This is a genomic window from Streptomyces sp. SS1-1 (assembly GCF_008973465.1).
Taxonomy (GTDB): Bacteria; Actinomycetota; Actinomycetes; order Streptomycetales; family Streptomycetaceae; genus Streptomyces.
In genome coordinates this window covers 106,985-125,053 of record NZ_WBXN01000001.1, presented here as the reverse complement: position 1 = coordinate 125,053, position 18,069 = coordinate 106,985, and the positions used below count along the sequence as shown (strand labels likewise).

General features: G+C 70.7%; 16 protein-coding genes and 5 pseudogenes. 15 read left to right on the top strand and 6 right to left on the bottom strand.

Annotated features, from left to right (window positions below; translation table 11 throughout):
- Positions 1–7: 7 nt before the first annotated feature.
- A complete protein-coding gene (locus F8R89_RS00605) occupies positions 8–625 on the bottom strand; it encodes a lytic transglycosylase domain-containing protein (RefSeq protein ID WP_151782085.1) in 618 nt (205 codons plus the stop codon).
- An 80-nt stretch (positions 626–705) separates the two neighbouring features.
- Between F8R89_RS00605 and F8R89_RS36475 the strand changes: the two are divergent.
- Positions 706–897, top strand: a pseudogene (locus F8R89_RS36475) (IS982 family transposase); the annotation flags it as partial.
- Between the two features lie 324 nt (positions 898–1,221).
- On the top strand, positions 1,222–2,028 hold the full coding sequence (locus F8R89_RS00590) for an IS5 family transposase (RefSeq protein WP_151782032.1): 807 nt from the start codon (positions 1,222–1,224) through the stop codon (positions 2,026–2,028).
- Here the strand turns inward: F8R89_RS00590 and F8R89_RS00585 are convergent.
- Positions 1,946–2,485, bottom strand: coding sequence for a hypothetical protein (locus F8R89_RS00585; protein ID WP_151782033.1), 540 nt, complete (start codon positions 2,483–2,485; stop codon positions 1,946–1,948). The genes F8R89_RS00590 and F8R89_RS00585 overlap by 83 nt on opposite strands.
- A 253-nt stretch (positions 2,486–2,738) precedes the next feature.
- Here F8R89_RS00585 and F8R89_RS37185 point away from each other — a divergent pair, with 253 nt between their 5' ends.
- The 5 genes and pseudogenes from F8R89_RS37185 to F8R89_RS00550 all read left to right on the top strand — a co-directional run.
- Positions 2,739–3,503, top strand: coding sequence for a TerB family tellurite resistance protein (locus F8R89_RS37185; RefSeq protein WP_318841252.1), 765 nt, complete (start codon positions 2,739–2,741; stop codon positions 3,501–3,503).
- Between the two features lie 120 nt (positions 3,504–3,623).
- Positions 3,624–4,315, top strand: a pseudogene (locus F8R89_RS00570) (glycosyltransferase); the annotation flags it as partial.
- Positions 4,308–4,502 (top strand): annotated as a pseudogene (locus F8R89_RS00565) (transposase); the annotation flags it as partial. The pseudogenes F8R89_RS00570 and F8R89_RS00565, both read left to right, overlap by 8 nt.
- Before the next feature lie 232 nt (positions 4,503–4,734).
- The gene (locus tag F8R89_RS00560; RefSeq protein WP_151782082.1) at positions 4,735–5,847 is read left to right on the top strand and encodes an ABC transporter substrate-binding protein; all 1,113 of its coding nucleotides are present in this window, start codon (positions 4,735–4,737) and stop codon (positions 5,845–5,847) included.
- 384 nt (positions 5,848–6,231) lie between these two features.
- Positions 6,232–6,498: pseudogene (locus F8R89_RS00550) on the top strand (transposase); the annotation flags it as partial.
- 40 nt (positions 6,499–6,538) lie between these two features.
- Here F8R89_RS00550 and F8R89_RS00545 read toward each other — a convergent pair.
- Entirely contained in the window at positions 6,539–7,945 is a 1,407-nt protein-coding gene (locus tag F8R89_RS00545) for an FAD-binding oxidoreductase (protein WP_151782081.1), read from the bottom strand.
- 442 nt (positions 7,946–8,387) lie between these two features.
- Here F8R89_RS00545 and F8R89_RS00540 point away from each other — a divergent pair, with 442 nt between their 5' ends.
- Entirely contained in the window at positions 8,388–9,335 is a 948-nt protein-coding gene (locus F8R89_RS00540; protein WP_151782080.1) for an ion transporter, read from the top strand.
- A 117-nt stretch (positions 9,336–9,452) separates the two neighbouring features.
- On the opposite strand, the gene F8R89_RS00535 is transcribed toward F8R89_RS00540, so the two are convergent.
- Positions 9,453–10,097 (bottom strand): TetR/AcrR family transcriptional regulator, encoded by a 645-nt coding sequence (locus F8R89_RS00535; RefSeq protein ID WP_192806002.1) that lies wholly within the window; start codon positions 10,095–10,097, stop codon positions 9,453–9,455.
- 166 nt (positions 10,098–10,263) lie between these two features.
- Here F8R89_RS00535 and F8R89_RS00530 point away from each other — a divergent pair, with 166 nt between their 5' ends.
- From F8R89_RS00530 to F8R89_RS00500, 7 genes and pseudogenes are all read left to right on the top strand, one after another.
- Positions 10,264–11,226 (top strand): zinc-binding dehydrogenase, encoded by a 963-nt coding sequence (locus tag F8R89_RS00530; RefSeq protein ID WP_151782079.1) that lies wholly within the window; start codon positions 10,264–10,266, stop codon positions 11,224–11,226.
- 313 nt (positions 11,227–11,539) lie between these two features.
- Complete coding sequence (locus F8R89_RS00525) at positions 11,540–12,280, top strand: hypothetical protein (protein ID WP_151782078.1); 741 nt, start codon at positions 11,540–11,542, stop codon at positions 12,278–12,280.
- Between the two features lie 55 nt (positions 12,281–12,335).
- Complete coding sequence (locus F8R89_RS00520; RefSeq protein ID WP_151782077.1) at positions 12,336–13,085, top strand: SDR family NAD(P)-dependent oxidoreductase; 750 nt, start codon at positions 12,336–12,338, stop codon at positions 13,083–13,085.
- A gap of 200 nt (positions 13,086–13,285) precedes the next feature.
- The gene (locus tag F8R89_RS00515) at positions 13,286–14,155 is read left to right on the top strand and encodes a universal stress protein (protein WP_151782076.1); all 870 of its coding nucleotides are present in this window, start codon (positions 13,286–13,288) and stop codon (positions 14,153–14,155) included.
- 122 nt (positions 14,156–14,277) lie between these two features.
- Positions 14,278–15,437 (top strand): annotated as a pseudogene (locus F8R89_RS00510) (ferric reductase-like transmembrane domain-containing protein); the annotation flags it as partial.
- A 255-nt stretch (positions 15,438–15,692) separates the two neighbouring features.
- Positions 15,693–15,923: an FMN-binding protein gene (locus F8R89_RS37180; protein WP_318841249.1), complete on the top strand. Its 231-nt coding sequence runs from the start codon at positions 15,693–15,695 to the stop codon at positions 15,921–15,923.
- A gap of 49 nt (positions 15,924–15,972) precedes the next feature.
- Positions 15,973–16,764 carry an FAD:protein FMN transferase gene (locus tag F8R89_RS00500; protein WP_151782141.1) on the top strand — a complete coding sequence of 264 codons (792 nt, stop codon included), beginning with the start codon at positions 15,973–15,975 and terminating at the stop codon, positions 16,762–16,764.
- A gap of 16 nt (positions 16,765–16,780) precedes the next feature.
- Here the strand turns inward: F8R89_RS00500 and F8R89_RS00495 are convergent, their stop codons facing one another.
- Together F8R89_RS00495 and F8R89_RS00490 are read right to left on the bottom strand one after the other, a co-directional pair.
- Complete coding sequence (locus F8R89_RS00495) at positions 16,781–17,152, bottom strand: putative quinol monooxygenase (RefSeq protein WP_151782075.1); 372 nt, start codon at positions 17,150–17,152, stop codon at positions 16,781–16,783.
- Positions 17,153–17,205: 53 nt separating this feature from the next.
- Positions 17,206–18,030 carry an alpha/beta fold hydrolase gene (locus F8R89_RS00490; protein ID WP_151782074.1) on the bottom strand — a complete coding sequence of 275 codons (825 nt, stop codon included), beginning with the start codon at positions 18,028–18,030 and terminating at the stop codon, positions 17,206–17,208.
- Positions 18,031–18,069: the final 39 nt, after the last annotated feature.

The following is an 18,069-nucleotide window of genomic DNA, read 5'->3' as shown; positions in this document are numbered from 1 at the left end:
CACGGGGTCACACTTCTGTGTCGGCGTGCGCCGAGACCGGGTGCACCGTGCCGCCGTCGGGCAGTGACGCGGCGGCCCGTTCCCGGTTGGCGCGGAAACGGCGAAGGTAAGCGCGTGCCATGGGCCCCGGGGGGACGCCACGGGCGAAGGCGCGCATGTTGCGTTCGCCGGTGTTGTAGCCGAGGGCCAGGAGCTCGTCGCGGGTGTAACGCCGTACGTGCCGCCGGGGCAGGAGCCGGTCGAGGTCCCGCAGGTACAGTGCCGCCGCGCGGATGGCGAAGGCGGGGTCGTCGCGCAGGTCCTGCCACCGTCCCGGCAGGCCGTGCGACCGCCGGACCCGCTCGAACGTCGCCCGGTGCATGTTGGCCACGCCGAAGGACGCTCCGGGCTTCCACCACTGCCACAACCGCTCCAGCAAGGGGTGGTGGGGCTTGTACGCCTCGTTGTGCAGCACGGTCATCACGAGGACGGGGGACACACCGGACTCCCGGGCGCCGCGCACCACGGCATCGGCGTAGTCGGCCGGCGCGTAGTCGTGGGGACGGAGGGGCGGCGTGCGGACATCCTCACGGTCCGCGGGCCGCCGGACTTCCGGTTCCGCCGTCGGCACCTGTCGTCGGGCCATGGCTGTCACCCTTTCACCGTCGTCGGTCGTCGTGGGACTGCACGTGCCCGCGAGTCCTCTCCGCAATCCGGATCGCCCGGCTCCGGCAGTGGATCGAAGCCGTCATCGACACCCTCATAGGCCAGCTCAGCCTCGAACAGCACGGCGGCTGAACCCCGGCCGGAGTCTTTGCCCGCACCGGACAACGACTCCTCGCCTTCGCCGCCGGTATCTGGGACAACTGGACCACCGGCGCCCCCCTCAAGCGATCACTGATCGCCTACGACCACTGAAAACATCGGACTCATTCATCTAGCCGTCGGGACGTCTCTCCGGCTTGGCTGCGTAACTGCCTGTTCTCTATCCGCTCGCGTGGTCGGGCAGGTTCGAACGGGGTCCTGGTTCGGGTGAGTTGTCCGGGGCGGGTGCATGAAGGAAGGGCCTCTTGGTAGCTCGCGGATGTCGAGTCCAGCGAGGAGCAAGAGGCCCTGTTGTCGAAGTGTCGCGTGGTCGTGGTCGCCGGGTCCAGTTCGTCCACTCGTGGGTGTGACTGCCTCGCTCACAGGTTCGGGAACGCTGTCGACCGGCCGCAGCGCCGGCCCCGGTACGGCTCGGACATGAGCGATGCCGAGTGGGCCGTGGTGAGGGACCTTCTGCCGGTTCCGGGCTGGCTTTCGGGCCGCGGCGGGCGTCCGGAGGGCTACTGTCACCGGCAGATGATCGATGCCGTGCGCTACCTCGTCGACAACGGCATCAAGTGGCGGGCGATGCCTGCGGACTTCCCGCCCTGGCCGCGCGTCTACGCCTTCTTCGCCCGCTGGCGGGATGCGGGACTGGTCACCGAGCTGCACGACCGGCTGCGGGAAGCCGTCCGCTCCCGTGAAGGCCGCAGCGCCGAGCCGAGCGCGGGAGTCGTGGACTCGCAGTCGGTGAAGGCGGACGCCACCGTCGCTCACACCTCACGCGGGTTCGACGCGGGCAAGAAGATCAACGGCCGCAAGCGGCACCTGCTCACCGACACGCTCGGACTTCTCCTGGCCGTGGCTGTCACACCGGCGTCCGTGACCGACCGGGACGGCGCCCGGTCCCTTCTGCCGGCGGCGGCCGGGCGCTACCGGCGGCTGGCCCGGGTCTGGGCCGACGGCGCCTACACCGGCCACCTCACCGACTGGACCAGCCAGCACCTCGGCCTCGTCCTCGACATCGTCCGCCGCAGCGAGGACGTCCGAGGCTTCCAGGCCCTGCCCCGCCGCTGGGTCGTCGAGCGGTCCTTCGCCTGGTTTCTGCGCAGCCGGCGTCTGGTGAGGGACTACGAACGACGCACCGACACCAGCGAAGCCGTCATCCGCTGGTCGATGACCGCCCTGATGAGCCGCCGCCTGGCCGCACAATCCGGTCGGCCTGCAGTCCTGACGGCAGGGTGAACCTCCCGGGCTTTGCTTCCACCAGCCAGCCCCGTTCCACCAGCCTCTTCAACCGTGCTCTGGCACCCTCGACGCGTGAGGCCGAGGCGCTGTCCCAGCCGAGCACCACGGCCGCCCGCCGGGCACCCAGCCCGTCGCTTCCGGCCCCAGCCGCGGCTGCCATCACCGCCTGGTAGTCCACCGACAGGTCTTCGACCCCGGCCGCGTTCTGCCGATGCGGCACCGCACGGCGCGGGCCCACCGGCCTCCTCCGCAACGGACCGGCGTCTGTCCCGGCCGGCTGTTCCTCCTCGGCGAGCGCTTCCAGATACTGCTCCAGGCCGATCGTCCGAAGCCTGAGAACCTCCTCGGCATCCGCCAGCCCTGCCCGCACCCGCTCCAGTTCGGCTTCGAGTTCCTCCACCCGCACGGCAGCGGCCTTCCGCCGCGCTTCCAACACCGCCCGCATCGACGGCATCCGCCACCCCCACCGACTCGATCAGCAACGAGTCGAGACTCCCGCCACAGCCGCAATCTCATGCCTGACCAGCGGAATCCGCACACCACATTCGGAAAGAGAACGGCCTCTAAGGGTTGAGTGGCCCGTCCACGTTGAGGAACAGCAACGGTCGGTTCACGGTTTCCCTCGGTCTTACTCACTGTGGACTGCCCTGGTTAGCGTAGCTGCGGGATTGTCACGGCATGGAGCCGGCCCGGGTGATGATCACGAAGTGGCGAGTGTGATCACGGCGTCGGAGCTGTCCTGGATAGCCCCGTTCGCGGGACTGAGCCCGCGCTGCTTCGGCAAGCTGCTGACCATGCTGCGTCGGGATGAGGCAGATGTGGTCCACCGAGGCCGGCCGCGGAGTCTGCCGCTGGAGGACAGGGTTCTGCTGGTCACGGCATACTGGCGCACCAATCTGACGTTGCGGCAGCTCGCCCCGCTGTTCCGCATCTCGAAGTCCACGGCCGGCCGGGTCATCAACCACCTCGGCCCCCTGCTGGCGCTCCGGTCTCGCGAGCGGTTCGCCAAGAACACCGTGCTCATCGTGGATGGCACCCTGGTCCCCACCCGCGACCACACCATCGCCGAGCGGTCGAAAAACTACCGGTACTCCACCAACCACCAGGTCGTCATCGACGCCGACACCCGCCTGGTCGTCGTGGTCGGCCGGCAGCAGGTGGGTCCGGCCGAACGGCAACAGGTCGAGTCGATGATACTCAGCAACGATATCCTCCAGAACTTCCCGCCGGAGCAGCTGCGGCAGCGTTTCAACAAGCATGTCGACCAGCTCACGATGAACTTCCAGCACGGTAAGACCGAGGCCATGCAGGAGATCGCCAAGGCCGCCAAGAAGCCCACCGAGGCCCGGGCCGTTATCCAGACCGGCATGGTCATCGCCGGTGCCGACGGTCACTTCTCCCAGGCAGAGGCGACGGTCCTGCGCGAGGCCTGCGCGACGCTGGGGCTGTCCCCGGCCGAATTCCAACTCTGAGTCCCGGCTGCGATTCGACCCCTGGGTCCGCTCTGATCAGCGATCCGGCTGGGCCGCTCCTCTCTGATCACCGGGTCGTTGATGTGGGTGCGTCGTTGACTGACGCCCAGTGGGCCCGCCCTGCTCGCCCACACCGACACCGAAGGCGACCTGAACGGGGCCGTCGCAGTCGACTCCACGACCGTGCGTGCGCACCAGCACGCCGCCGGGGCCCGTCAAAGGGGGCCCCTCCCGGCGAGCCTGACGACCATGCCCTCGGACGCTCCCGCGGTGGCCTGGCCACGAAGGGCGCGAGCACCCGTCGACCGATCGAAGCGGCCCTGGCTTCCGGGACTCGCACCGCACGTTTGGCCCGTGGCGTGGACACCACGGTCTTTCGCCCCGGCCTGGACGGCGGCCCGATGCGGGCCCTACGGCCTGGGCCGGTGATCCACCCCCACCACACACTCCCCTCCTTCTACGCCGCGGGTGACGCCTTCGCCATGCCCTGCCGAAACCGCAGACGCGGCCTGGGGGTGGAGGGCCCGGGCATCGTCTGCCTGGAGACCGCCGCGTCCGGACTCCCCGTCCTTGCGGGTGGCATCGGCGGCGCCCCCGACGCGGTACGCGATGGTGAGACCGGCTATGTCGTCGACGGCGATCCGGCGGCAGCGGCGGCGGACAGGGTGACCAGATTCTTCCGCAACCCCGAACTCGTCCACACCGCAGGAGAAAGGGCTCGTCAACGGGTCCAGACGAAGTGGACCTGGGACCGCTCCTACGCGACTCTGACCAGGCCGCGGTTCGCTCTGAGGGAGCGGCAGGGTGAGTGAGCGCAAGCCATACCCCAGCGACCTCTCCGACGAACGGTGGACACTGATCGAACCGGTGATCATGGCCTGGAAGCAGAACCGGTTGGGCCGGTCGGCGACCGGCGACGCCGGCTCCTGCGATCTCCGGGACATCGTGAACGCGATCTTCCATTGGAACCGGACGGGATGTCAGTGGCGCTATCTGCCCTAACGCCCTTTAAGGTGCAGGCCCTCGTGCGTTGGCGCCGATGACGATGAAGCCTGGCAGCTCGGCGAGCAAATAATCGGTTGCCTATTGGCGATGGTGGTGTATCCAATGACCGGCATGATCACCCGGTATGCCCGCCGCGGCGAGACGTGATGAGCGCGAACCGCCGGCCCCGGCCGGCGCACGAGCCGGGCGGACTGCGACCGCACCGTCACAGGGGAGAAGTCACCCGATGAGCACGCCATCATCGCCGTCCGGAGCGGAGCACACAGACGGGTCGTCCGTCCGCCTGGGTGCTCTCGTACCGCTGACGCGCCCCGGCTGGGTGGAGGCGGGCCGACACCTGCTCGCAGGACTCGACCTGGCCGTTCGTGACGTCAACGATGCCGGCGGGATCGACGGCATACCACTGGAGTTGGTGGTCCGGGACACCGCGGCCGATCCGGAGCGGGCCTCGGCGGCCGTGGACGAACTGGCCTGCCTGGGCGTGACCGCCGTGGCGGGCGAGTACCACAGCGTCGTCGCCCGCGCAGCCGCCGCCCGGGCCGACGCCCTCGGCGTGCCGTTCCTCTGCTCGTCCGCGGTGCTCGACGCACTCACCGAGGAGCCGATGGAGTGGGTGGCGCGCCTGGCCCCGCCCCAGTCCCACGGCTGGGCGATCTACGCGGACTTTCTCCTCGGCGCGGGCCGACGTCGGATCGCCGTGGCGACCCAGCCGAGCGTCTACTGGGCGTCGGGGACCCGTGTCCTTCGGGACCACCTCGCTCCGCGCGGCGGTACCGTCGTCGAACTCGACACGAACGCGCTCAGCCCCGAGGCCCTGTGCGACGCGCTCGTCGACCACGGCGCGACGGCGCTGCTCCTGCTGGTCGGCAATCCGGAGCCGGCGGTGCCGATCGTCAGAGCCGTCCGTGGCGACCGGCGGCTCGCGGAGATCCTGATCGGCGCTCCGGCCGGGCAACCGGAGTTCGCCGAATGGGCCGAGGTGCTGGGCGAGGACGGCACCGGGATCCCGTTCCTGCGCTACCTGCCCGAGCGCCTCGGTCCGCTCGGCGAACGTGTCAGGAAGGAGCTGCGCGAGCGGCTGGGCGAAGCGCCCTCCTTCGTCGCCTTCGAGGGCTGGGACACCGTGACCGTCCTCGCCGACATGATGCGTTCCCACAGCACGGACCGGGCGGCCATCGCCGAGTCATGGCCGCGCGTGGCGGTCGAGGGCACCCGCGGGCCGATCCGGTTTTCCCGCGCGCCGGGCATCAGCGTTTGGCAATCGGCTTGGACACCGATCCAAGTCGTTGATCGGGACCCGGCGGAGCCCGATCGCTTTCGGATCCTCCACGCTGGCTGAGAGAACGCGGAGGCCCGATTGCCTAAATATGTCCGAGTTTGAGGCTTCCATCTGTCCATCCAGGCTGGCCGCTTCACGACCGGGGGCCGCGACCGCATTCTCGGACAATCGTGCGGCAATCGGCGCTCGGGTGCGTTCTGCTGGTCGCAGCCACTCGTGGATAGCCGCGACCAGCACGGTCGCCTCGTAGCGGACGGCGGGCTTCTCGTATTGCGTGGCGATCGCGCGGTGTCGCTTGAGGCGATGGATGCCGCACTCAACCGCGTGGCGTCCCGTGTAGTCGGACTTGTCGAACTTCGGCGGCCGGCCACCGCGCGAACCGCGTTCTTGCGGTCTCCGGGATCGTGCGGCGGATCCCGCGCTTGCGCAGGTAGGCGCGGTCCGGACCGCGGCTACGACCACGACAAGTACCGCCGGCTTCTGCGGCAGCGCGGCATCCGCCCGGTGATCGCCGAGCGTGGCCAGCCGCACGGTACCGGCCTGGGCCCCTTCCGCTGGGTGGTCGAACGGACGACCTCCTGGCGGCTGTATGGCTTCCGCCGGCTACGCATCCGGTGGGAACGACGCGACGACATCCACGAGGCCTTCCTCGGACTCGCCGTCTGCCTGATCACCCACCGGCACGTCCAGAGGCTTCGTCAGGGCCAGTAAGCCCTGCCACCGCAACCGGCGCGTTCCGGTGGCCGCAAGCTCAGCCGGGCTGGATGTTGTGGTTCACCCGGAACATGTTGGTCGGGTCGTACGCCTTCTTCGCCGCGGCCAGACGGCGGTAGCGCTCAGCGCCGTAGACCTCGCTGAGCCGCTCGCTGTCCGTGGCCTCTTCGGTGGAGAGGAAGTTGACCATCCTGCGCCGGTCTGTCCAGGGCTCCATCGCGTTCATCACCTCGTCGAGCTTGGCGCTCAGGAACTCGGCCCGGTCGGGGGCGCCCACACCGAAACCGAAGAGGACGAAAGGAAGCCCGCGGCTGGACACGGCGTTGGGAACCTCGGGTTCACGGTCGAGCGCACCGCCGAGCATGCGGATCTCGACGCTCACCAGCGGGGAGTCCGAGCCTGGACCGAGCAGTTCGATCAACTTGTCGGCCGCCTCGGCGGGGAGCGCGCGCAACAGCGTCGTCCGGTCGTAATACGGCATCGGCGTCGGCGGGTCCATGTGAACGGCGCCCATCGCGGTGTAGGGCATCTCGCCCACGGCGTCGATGAGTGCTGGGGCGGCCGCCCGCAGGGGTGCGATCAGCCGCTCGCCCTCGGCCGACGGGCCGAGGTAGGCGAAGCGTACGTGCACTACGAAGGCCCCCCGGAGGGGTTCCGGCAACTCCGGCAGCGGAGGGAGCCGCTGCACGGCGACCGAGGAGGACATCTCCTCCGGCATGTCTGCTTGCCAGGTGCGCCAGGTGTGGAGCACCTCGGTGAGTCGTTCGCCGGGGAAGTAGATGCCGCCGCCGTAGAAATGGGTCACCGGGAACAGGTCGAACTCCAGGGCGGTGACCACGCCGAAGTTGCCCTTCCCTCCGAGTAGCGACCAGAACAGTTCGGAATCGCTGTCCGGCGTGACGTGCCGCAACTCGCCGTCGGCGGTCACCACTTCCAGCGAGCGGACGTGGTCCGCCGCGTACCCCTGGCTTCGGCCGAAGACCGGGCTGAGTCCACCTCCGAGGGTGTAGCCGGCGACGCCCACCAGCGGCGCGGAGCCGCTCATCGGGGCCAGGCCGGCCTCGGCGGCCCGGTCCATGACCTCCTGCCAGATCACTCCGGCCTCGACCCGTGCGCGTCTGCGGTGCGCGTCGATGGTGATGCCCTTCATGCGGCGGGTACTGATCAAGACCCCGCCCCGGGCCGGGTGGACCTGTTGGTGACCCGTGGTCTTCACCGACACGGGTCTGCCCTGGCGGGCCGCGAAGCGGACGGCCGCCTGTACGTCGGCCGCGTCGGCGGCACCGACCGCGAGCGCCGGCTCCAGGAGAACGTTCAGGTTGTAGATCCGGCACTCGGCGTCGTACCCCTCCTCGCCGGGCAGCAGGACAGGGCCGGTCGCCAGCAACGCGAGTTCGGCCGCTTCGGCGGGCGACACGGGTGGCAGCAGATCGTCAAAGGTCATGGGTTCCTCGTCACTTGAGGCCAGGCTGAGCAGGCGGACACCCGCTGGTTCATCGCGCTGTGTGAGCCGAAACCGCACGGGCGGGCAAGAAGCCGCATCCCTGGCGGGCGGGCAACGGAATTTATATTACATGCATAATCTAACGCGTCCGTTGCAGGTCAGCCTGGTCGCGTCACACCATCGCTTTCGGACCCAGCCGGCCATCCTCGTCAGCGCTGGAGACCATCAGCCCCGTAAGAAGCGCAACCTTCCGTGAAGGAGGCCCCCGCCCTGCTGCATGACAGGAGTCACCGGCCCGGGGGCCGCCTGGTTCCCCCGGTCGCTCACGCTTCGGTAATCACAGTGCTGTAGAAGTCTCTTCTGGATCTTGCTCGCGCCGACGGGCAGTCGCGCGCTCGGCGGCGACGGCCCGTCGCACATCCGGAGGAGAAGAAGCAGCAGAATGCCGCAACACCAAGATCAAGTGGCTGGAGTCAACGCCCCGTCCGGACGTCGACGAGTCGCCGTGTACTGCCGCGGGGTCACCGAGGCCCGCTGGTTTGCGCTCACCGTCTTCACGGTGATCCTTGGCAACGCCGTCCTGCTGGGCCTGGAGACGTACTCCGGTCTCGCCCGGGAGTGGCATGGCTGGTTACGGCTGGCCGAGCACGTCTGCCTGGCGGCGTTCACCGTCGAGATCGTGCTGCGGATGGCCGCGCACGCGGACCGGCCCCGTGGCTTCTGGGAGGACCCGTGGAACGTCTTCGATCTCGCGGTCGTCCTGTGTGCCTTCGCGCCCGTCGTGCGTGAGAACACCACCGTGTTGCGGCTGCTCAGGCTGGCCAGGGTCCTGCGGACCGCCCGCTTCCTGCCCCAACTGCGCATCGTGCTCGTCGCCGTGGGCCGCAGCCTCCCGGGCACGCTGAGCTTCCTGCTCGTGGGCGCCCTGCTGCTGTACGTGTACGCGATGGTCGGCTGGGTCTTCTTCGGCCGCCACGACCCCGAACACTACGGCTCCATCGGCCGCGCAGTGCTCACCCTCTTCCTCCTGATGACCCTGGACGGGATCGGGGACGCCGTACGCGCCGGCCTGGAGATCTCCCGCTGGAGCCTCCTCTACTACGCCTCCTACGTCCTGCTCGCCTCGTTCGTCCTCGTCAACGTCCTCATCGGCGTCGTCCTCACCTCCCTCGAAGAGGCCAAGGGCATGGACGAGGAACGGGAGCCGCCACAAGCCCGACACCGGACACCGCAACCGCAGGACGAACAACTCCTACTCCAACGCATCGAGGCGGCCCGCCGCGCACTGGACGATCTCGAAAGGGACCTCGCCCGGTCCACCGACTCCGGGCCGCTCCGAGTCGGCCAAGCGGAACGCGACATGACCGGCAGTCTGGAGGGGCGGACGTGATGCGGATGCGGTGGTGATCTGCCGACCTTTGCCGGGCCGCCGCCAGGAAAGGGGTGTACGAAGGCGCGCGCCCTCTCGTCGCCCTGCTGGCCTGCCTCCCTCCTGCGGGCGACGGGACTACGGCGTGCCGGGCGAGTCCGCGAGCTGCAGGCATAATGCCGGCGGCATAGGTGTGGGCGTTGCCGTCTCCGGTGTGGCGCGGAACGCCTCGATGACGTAGGCGGCGAAGCGGCGGCTGGCCGCGGCCCTCGTGGCACCCGGTGTGCCTTGGAGGCCCCGATGGGCCATGAGCATGAGGACCAGGTCGTCGACGACGAAGCCGGGGCGCAGCTGTCCGGTCTTCTGTGCGCGGCGGGCGAGTTCGCCGACCGCGCGCAGAGTCTGTTCTCGGTCGGCGGCGAAGTCCATGGCTTCGGGGAAGGCCGTCATGAAGGCGTCGGCGAATCCCCGGCTGTGCGCGTGGAGCTCACAGATCCGCTCGATCAGGCTGCGGAATCCGTGCCACGGGTCCGGAGCCGCCAGGGCGTCGCGGACGGCGGCGTGGCAGGCTCGCCGCTGCTCGGCGAAGGTCTCCGTGATCAGTGCCTGTTTGGTCGGGAAGTGCCGGTACAGCGTGGCGGGGCCGACGCCTGCCTGCCGGGCGACCTCGCGCATGGGTGCGCTCAGTCCCTCCTCGCCGAACACCGCGCGGGCCGCGTCCAGGATGCGGGCCCGGTTGTCACGGGCGTCGGAGCGCACGGTCTGAGAGAAATGGCTGGTCATCCCTTCTCACTTTAGCCAAACGGACGGAGGCGTCCGTTACGGTCCGATGGCGGTGCCGCCACCGCGTCCCGACACGCCGACGGTGGTGCCCCGGTCGTGGGTCCCGGTTACGGCGCCCGCGGCCGCAGCAGGTGCGATCCGCCCCCCACCGAGCCGAGGAGCCGAGATGAAAGCCGTCGTGATCAGGACGTTCGGAGACCCCGAGGGCCTGGAGACCGTCGATGTGCCCGTGCCCGTTCCCACCCCGGGGCAGGTACGGATCGCCACCGAGGCGATCGGGGTGGGCGGCGTGGACGCCGTGATCCGCCGGGGAGCCCTTGCCGCCTACGGCTTCAGGGCGGGCCACATCCTCGGCAGTGAAGTCGCGGGAAAGGTCACCGCGGTGGGGGAGGGCGTGAACGCCTCGTGGATCGGGCGGCGGGTGTGGGCGTTCACCGGCCTGTCCGGTGGCTACGCCGAGCAGGCCGTCGCCTCGATCGAGGACGTCCTTCCGCTGCCCGACGGCCTGGCCGGCGCTGAGGCGGTGACCCTCGGCGGCTCCGGCGTGGTCGCCCACTTCGCCCTGGAACGCGCCCGTTTCACGGCCGGTGAGACGGTGCTCGTGCGTGGTGCGGCAGGCAGCATCGGGATCACGGCGGTCCAGCTCGCGGCCAGGGGTGGTGCGCAGGCGGTGGCGGTCACGACGTCGTCGGCGCAGCGTGGCGCCCGCCTGCGGGACCTGGGCGCGACTCATGTCCTCGACCGCTCCGGAGAGGGTGCCTCGGATGCACCGGCGGGCTTCGACGTGGTGATCGATGTCGTGGGCGGTCCCCAGCTTCCCGTCTTCCTGGACAGGTTGACCTCCAACGGGCGGTACGTGGCTGTCGGCGTGGTCGGTGGACAGCCACCGGCGGACTTCGGCATGCGGCTGATGGACGCCTTCCGCAGGTCGTGGTCGTTCGCGACTTTCAGCTCCGATACCGTGCCCGGCCCCGACCGGCAGGCCGTGCGGTCGTCCCACTTCGCCGATGCCGCGCACGGGGACCTGCGAACGGTCGTGCATGCGGTGCTGCCACTGGACCAGGCGGTGCTGGCCCACCGTGAGATGGACGCGGGAAAGGTGTTCGGCAGGGTTGTGCTGGCGCCCTGAGCCGGGGCGGGACGGTGATCGCCGATCGGTGACTACGGCGAGGAGAGCACGGTCTCACCGCCCCCGGGTCCGACGGTCCAGCGGCAGGACCCACTCGGCCCTACTGTTCACCGGCCCGCGGCGATGCAATGGAGGAGCCGGAGCAGGTTGCGCACCGTCCGGCGCAACGTGCCCTCGGCGGCCCCGACCCGTCAGGGCGGGAGTCCCCGCTCCGGCCGGGGGTGTCCCGGACCCGGGCCGGTAGCCGGGAGCCGCTACTGCGCGGACAGTGCGAGGCTCCACGGCGCCGGGCCCGGCGCCGAGGGAGGAAGCGATGTACAGGCAGCGCATGTACCGAGAGCCGACCGGAAGCCGCCTGCTTCCGCTCGCCGTGACGTCAGCCGCCCTCGGGTGCTACGCGCGCTGGATTCGTCCGCGCATGCTGACCTGGGGCGCGACCCGCGAGGAGGTCGCCCGTGAGTACCCCGGCGACGAGCTCGTCCCCGAGCCCGACGGCACGTCGACGATGGCCACGACCCTCCCGGCACCTCCCGAGGCGGTGTGGGCCTGGCTGGTGCAGATGGGATACGACCGCGGAGGCTGGTACAGCTGGGACTGGCTGGACCACTACGGGCACCCCAGCGCCGACCGCGTCGTCCCCGAATGGCAGAGCGTCGAGGAGGGGCAGCGTCTGAGCACAGTCCGGGGCGGCCGGGCCTGGTTCACCGTCGTCAGAATGGAGCCGCACAGGACGTTGGTGCTGGGCTCGGACCTGAAGATTCCGTCCGGCCGTTCCTTCGATCCGCAGTGGGATCCTTTGCCGCCGGCGCGCGTCGACGGGATCTGGGGCTTCCACCTGCGGCCGACGCCCGACGGCGGAACGCGCCTGGTGGTCCGTACGCGCGGCGCCAGACACCCCCGACGGCTCACCCGCCCCTTCGACCTCGGGCTCTGGGAGCCGGCGCACTTCGTCATGCAGACCCGGCAGTTCCACAACGTGCGCGCCCGGCTCGCCGCGGACCGCCTCAAGAACGGAAACGGGTTGATCACACCAGGCGTTCGAGGCAGGCAATGACGTCAGCGATGCCTGCCGAGAAAGGCGGGTCGACGCACGGACGAGGGAGGCCAAGATGGAACGGATGACCGGACAGGTGGCCATCGTCACCGGTGGCGCGCGGGGGATCGGTGCTGCCGTCGCCCGTCTGTTCACCGCGGAGGGCGCCGCCGTGCTGATCGCCGACGTCCTGGACGCCGAAGGCGCGGCACTGGCCACGGAACTCGGAGACCGGGCCCGCTACGCCCACCTGGACGTCTCCGAGGGGGACGGCTGGACAGCGGCCGTGTCGCAGGCGGAACGCGACCTGGGGCCGCTGTCGGTGCTCGTCAACAACGCCGGGATCGTCGAATTCGCCACCATCGAGGAACAGAGCGTGCAGTCGTTCCGGCGCGTGATCGACGTGAACCTGCAAGGCCCGTGGCTCGGCATCCGTGCCGTGACCCCGGCGCTGCGCCGGGCCGGTGGCGGCGTCATCGTGAACATGTCCTCGTCCGCGGGACTGATGGGCTATGCCGGCGTGGGATCGTACGTCGCCGGCAAGTGGGGTCTGCGAGGACTGACCAAGACGGCGGCGCTGGAACTCGGAGCCGACGGGATCCGGGTCTGCTCCGTGCACCCTGGGGCGGTGCGCACCGCGATGACCGCCGGCATCGACGACTCCTTCGTCTCCGATCAGCCGATCGCCCGGTTCGGGGAACCGGAGGAAGTCGCTCGCATGGTCCTGTTCATCGTGGCCGACGCCACCTACTCGACGGGCAGCGAGTTCGTACTGGACGGCGGATCGACCAGCGGCGGTCCCGCCGTCCCGTCGTCGGGCGAGTGACGGGCCACCGCCAGCCGGGGCGCGGCGCTGCCGGCTCGCGCGGGGCACGGCTTCAGGCGGACTCGCGCTCCCGACGACAGAATGAAAGGGCAGTGCGGTACCCGGCGGGGACGAGTCCGCCCGGCGCTGCACCGCTCGCGCCCCCCACGCGACAGGAACGTTCCGCTCCCACGGCCGCCCGGCAGGAGGAACGAGGATCCATGACGGACACCGCCGTACGCGATGAGATCGTCGTCGGGATCGACCCCCGTGAGCAGTCCGTACCGGCGCTCGCCTGGGCCGTCGACGAAGCGGGGCGCCGGGGCCTGTCGCTGCGGCTGGTCATGGGGGTGCCCCCGGTGCAGGGCGGGCAGCACGTCGACGCACCCTACCGGCGCACGATGTTCCGGGCCCGGGGCGAGAACGCGCTCGACGAGGCGGCGGCAACGGTGCGGGCACTGAGCGCGGACGTGCCGGTGACCACGGGACTGCTCGACGGCGTGCCGTCGGCGGTGCTGTGCGGTCAGGCGGCGCGGGCCCGGATGATCGTGCTCGGCTCGCGCCGGTTGAGCCGGGCGGAGGAGATCTTCAGGTCCGGCTCGATGGCCGTTCCGGTCAGCGCCCGCGCAAACTGCCCGGTCGTCGTGGTGCGGGAGCCGGAGGCCACGGATGTGCGGCCCCCGCGACTCGTCGTGGGCGTCGACGGCAGCGTGGCCTCCCGGGCCGCCGCCGCGTACGCCATGGAGGAGGCCGCGTTGCGCGGCGCCGTTCTGCACGTGCTGTGGGTGTGGCGTCGGCCGGTCGTGCCGTTCACCGACGAGGAGGCCGGGCTCACGGAACGGCGCCGGCTGCTGGCCGAGACCCTCGCGGGACTGGCGGAGCGGCAACCGGACGTTCGGGTGTCCCAGGACGTGGTGCGCGGCCACCCCGTGGAGGTACTGGCCCTCGCGTCGGTCGACGCCGCGGCTGTCGTCGTCGGCAGGCACGGGCGCGGCGGGTACACGGGTATGCGATTGGGTTCGGTGCCCCACGGCCTGCTGCACCGGGCCGAATGCCCGGTGATCACGGTGCCTGGGGCCTGGGACGACTGAGCCCCGGCGCCGCCGCATGACGGCGAGGGACTCCGGACCGCGTCGGGGGCGCGGACGCGGTTCACCGTGCAGGGACCGGGCGGGCGGGCGCCCAGGGCCCGGACGGTTCACCACCGTCGGCCGCCGGATACGCCTGCGCGGTGCTGCTCGCCCTGATGTCCCGCCTGCCCGTCCTGGAGCGGGCCGTCGGCTCGGACCGCCTGGCTCGCTGGCACGCCCTGGGCGGCCGATACACCATCTCCCTGACGCTCGCCCACGCCGTGCTGATCACCCTCGGCTACGCGGCGAGCGCCCGCTCCGGCGTCGTCGGGCAGGCCACCGCGCTCGTCCTCGGCTATCCCGACATGCTCCCGGCGACGGCCGGTCTGCTGCTCCTGCTCGCCACCGGCGTCGTCTCGGCCCGCGCCGCACGCCGCCGGTTCAGTTACGAGACCTGGCACTACCTGCACTTCGCCACATATCTCGCCATTTTCCTGGCTTTCTCCCACCAACTGTCCAACGGCGCCGACTTCGTCGCCCACCGCCCCGCCCAGCTCGCCTGGTACACCCTGTACATCGGTGTGGCCGCGCTGCTGACCTGGTACCGGTTCCTCACCCCCCTCCGGCAGGGACTGCGTCACCGGCTGACCGTGACCGGCGTACGGCCCGAAGCGCCCGGAGTGGTGTCCGTCCTCATGGCCGGCCCGCACATCGACGAACTGGACGCGCGGCCCGGCCAGTTCTTCCGCTGGCGCTTCCTCGCCCCCGGCATGTGGTGGACGGCGAACCCGTACTCACTGTCCGCACCGGCCGGCCGGGGCGTGCTGCGCATCACCGTGAAAGCGGCCGGACGCCACAGCGAGGCCGTGGCACGTCTGCGTCCCGGTACCCGGGTATGGGCAGAAGGGCCCTATGGCGCCCTGACCGCGGCACAACGAACGTCCTCCAAGGCGCTGCTGCTGGCCGGCGGTGTGGGCATCACCCCGCTGATCGCCCTGTTCGAGACGCTGCCCGGCGACGTCACCCTGGTCTACCGGGCGCGCCGCCCGCGGGACCTGGTGCTACGGCGCGAGATCGACGTCATAGCCGCCCGTCGCGGAGCGACCGTGCACTACGTGGTGGACGAACCCGCCGGACGCACCCCGCCCCTCACCGCCGACGCACTGACCGCCCTCGTACCGGACATCGCCGAGCGCGACGTCTACCTGTGCGGCCCCCGGGGATGACATCCGCGGCCATCGCCGCTCTGCGACGGGCCAAAGTGGCACGCCGCCGCATCCACCACGAGTCCTTCGCTCTCTGAGCGCTCTGCGACCCGCCCACACCCCTGAAAGGAGCAGCCCCATGGCAGTGCGCCGCGCCGCCCTCATGGCCGCGTCCAGCGTTGCGGGCCTGGTCCTGCTGCTGTCCCTCAAACCGCACCACACCACACCGCCCGCACTGGCCGGTACCGGACCGGGTACGGCGACGTCCTCGCCGGCTCCCGGCTCCGGCGCCGGCGGGGCCGGGAGCCGGCGGAACCTTCACCGGCGCCGTCGAGCAGACCCCCTACGGACCGGTGCAGGTCGCTGTCACCCTCTCCCACGGCAAGCTGGCCGAGGTCCGGGCCGTGCGGACCCCGGACGAGGACGCCCGCAGCCGGGCCATCGCCGGTTACGCCGTGCCCACGTTGACCAGGGAAGCCCTGGGCGCGCGGAGCGCCGGCATCCAGGCCGTCTCCGGCGCCTCCTACACCGGCGAGGGCTACATGCAGTCCCTCCAGAGCGCCCTGGACCAGGCCGGTGCCTGACAGCCCGCGCACCGGACGCACCCCGGGACTGCGCCACGTGGAGCACGCCATGGGCACGGTCTTCTCCTTCGACCTGCGCGACGCTTCCACGCCGGCCGTACGGCACGCCCTGGACCGGGCCGTGGCGTGGCTGCACCGGGTGGACGAGGTGTTCTCCACCTACCGCCCCGGCAGCCAGATCAGCCGGCTGGGCCGCGGCGAGGTCACCGTCGACGACTGCGACCGGGACGTCACCGAGGTGCTCCGGCTGTGCGAGAACGCGCAACGCCTCACGGACGGCTGGTTCAGCACCACCCCCGGTGGCCGTCTCGACCCGACCGGCCTGGTCAAGGGCTGGGCCATCGAGCGGGCGTCCGAGATCCTGGCGCGGGCCGGAGTCCGCAGCACCTGTGTCAACGGCGGCGGCGACATCCAGCTGCGCGGCGAGTGCGCCCCAGGCGTGCCCTGGCGCGTCGGCATCGCCCACCCCTTGCTGCCCGGCCGGCTCAGTACCGTCGTGTCCGGCCGGGATCTGGCCGTGGCGACCTCCGGCACGGCCGAACGCGGCCCGCACATCCTCGACCCGCGCACCGGCCGTCCGGCGGGATCGGACCTGCTGTCGATCACCCTGGTGGGCCGTCATCTCACCGATGTCGACGCCTGGGCGACCGCTGCCTTCGCCATGGGTGCGAGCGCCCGTGACTGGATCGACTCCCTCCCCGGCGTCGAGGCCTTCGCCGTCACCTCCGGCGGCCGCGCATGGTGGACCGGCGGCTTCCCGGGCGCCTTCGGCCCCTCGGCCCCCCGGGACCGGCCTCGGCCCCCCGGGACCTGCCTCGGTCACCGGGACCGGCCTCGGTGACCGGGGACGTGCTGCTTCATGAACCGCACCATCGCGGACTCCTGTCATAGGCGGCCGTCGGACCCTGGTGGGTGGGGCGGAAGGGGCGCAGCAGTCGGATGCCGTCCTCGATGGTTCCGTCGATGAGTTCGAGCATCTGCGGGGCGAGTTCCCGCATGCGGGGCGCGGCGAGGTGGGCGGCGAGGTGGGTGCGGCTCTCCCAGCGTTCGTAGATGACGAACTCGCCGGGCCGGCCGTCGACTTCGTGGGCTTCGTAGTCGATGTTGCCGGGGTCGTTGCGTGAGGGGGTGACGGCGGCGGTGATGAACGCCTTCAGATCGTCCTCCCTGCCCGGCTTCGCCTTCGCGTCCCGGACGACGGTCACGTAGCCGGTGGGTGTTGCGGTCATGGTGATTCCCTGTTCTGTTCTCTGTGCTCGAGGGCCGGGCGGGTAGGTCCGAGTCAGCTCTCGAGGAAGTCGAGGAGGTCGGTGTTGACGGTGTCGGCGTTCACGGTGCACATGCCGTGGGACAGCCCCGGGTAGACCTCCAGGCGCGCGTTCTCGACCAACGTGACCGCGATCTCGGCGGAGTCGGCGATCGGGACGATCTGGTCGTCGTCGCCGTGCAGGAGGAGCGTGGGGACGTCGATGGCCCAAAGGTCGTCGGTGAAGTCGGTCTCGGAGAACGCTTTGATGCCCTCGTGGTGAGCCTGGGCGCTGCCGGCCATCGCCTGGCGCCACCAGTTCTGGATGACGCCCTGGGAGATGTCCGCGCCCGGGCGGTTGAACCCGTAGAACGGCCCGGAGGCGAGGTCGAGGTAGAACTGGGAGCGGTTGGTGGCCACGGCCTCGCGGAAGCCGTCGAAGACCTCGACCGGCAGCCCTCCCGGATTCGACGCGGTCTGCACCATGAGCGGCGGGACCGCTGCGATGAGGACAACCTTGGCGACCCGCCCGGCACCGTGCCGGGCCACGTACCGGGCGACCTCTCCACCACCGGTGGAGTGGCCGACGTGGACGACGTCGCGCAGGCCGAGGTGCGCCACCACGGCGGCGGCGTCCGACGCGTAGTGATCCATGTCGTGCCCGTGGCCGGTCTGGGCGGAGCGCCCGTGCCCTCGGCGGTCGTGGGCGATGACTCGGTAGCCGTGCTGGACGAGGAACAGCAGTTGGGCGTCGAAGTCGTCCGAGCTCAGCGGCCAGCCGTGGTGGAACATCACCGGCGGGCCCGAGCCCCAGCCCTTGTAGAAGATGTCGGTTCCGTCGCCGGCGGTGACGAACGGCATGGTCTGCTCCTCGTGGGTTGCGCCCGTGGTGGCGGGCGG

Coding starts and splice junctions, on each gene's coding strand:
- F8R89_RS00605 (WP_151782085.1), bottom strand. CDS start 625: ATGGCCCGACGACAGGTGCCGACGGCGGAACCGGAAGTCCGGCGGCCC.
- F8R89_RS00590 (WP_151782032.1), top strand. CDS start 1,222: ATGAGCGATGCCGAGTGGGCCGTGGTGAGGGACCTTCTGCCGGTTCCG.
- F8R89_RS00585 (WP_151782033.1), bottom strand. CDS start 2,485: ATGCCGTCGATGCGGGCGGTGTTGGAAGCGCGGCGGAAGGCCGCTGCC.
- F8R89_RS00560 (WP_151782082.1), top strand. CDS start 4,735: ATGAGCACGCCATCATCGCCGTCCGGAGCGGAGCACACAGACGGGTCG.
- F8R89_RS00545 (WP_151782081.1), bottom strand. CDS start 7,945: ATGACCTTTGACGATCTGCTGCCACCCGTGTCGCCCGCCGAAGCGGCC.
- F8R89_RS00540 (WP_151782080.1), top strand. CDS start 8,388: ATGCCGCAACACCAAGATCAAGTGGCTGGAGTCAACGCCCCGTCCGGA.
- F8R89_RS00535 (WP_192806002.1), bottom strand. CDS start 10,097: ATGACCAGCCATTTCTCTCAGACCGTGCGCTCCGACGCCCGTGACAAC.
- F8R89_RS00530 (WP_151782079.1), top strand. CDS start 10,264: ATGAAAGCCGTCGTGATCAGGACGTTCGGAGACCCCGAGGGCCTGGAG.
- F8R89_RS00525 (WP_151782078.1), top strand. CDS start 11,540: ATGTACAGGCAGCGCATGTACCGAGAGCCGACCGGAAGCCGCCTGCTT.
- F8R89_RS00520 (WP_151782077.1), top strand. CDS start 12,336: ATGGAACGGATGACCGGACAGGTGGCCATCGTCACCGGTGGCGCGCGG.
- F8R89_RS00515 (WP_151782076.1), top strand. CDS start 13,286: ATGACGGACACCGCCGTACGCGATGAGATCGTCGTCGGGATCGACCCC.
- F8R89_RS00500 (WP_151782141.1), top strand. CDS start 15,973: ATGGGCACGGTCTTCTCCTTCGACCTGCGCGACGCTTCCACGCCGGCC.
- F8R89_RS00495 (WP_151782075.1), bottom strand. CDS start 17,152: ATGACCGCAACACCCACCGGCTACGTGACCGTCGTCCGGGACGCGAAG.
- F8R89_RS00490 (WP_151782074.1), bottom strand. CDS start 18,030: ATGCCGTTCGTCACCGCCGGCGACGGAACCGACATCTTCTACAAGGGC.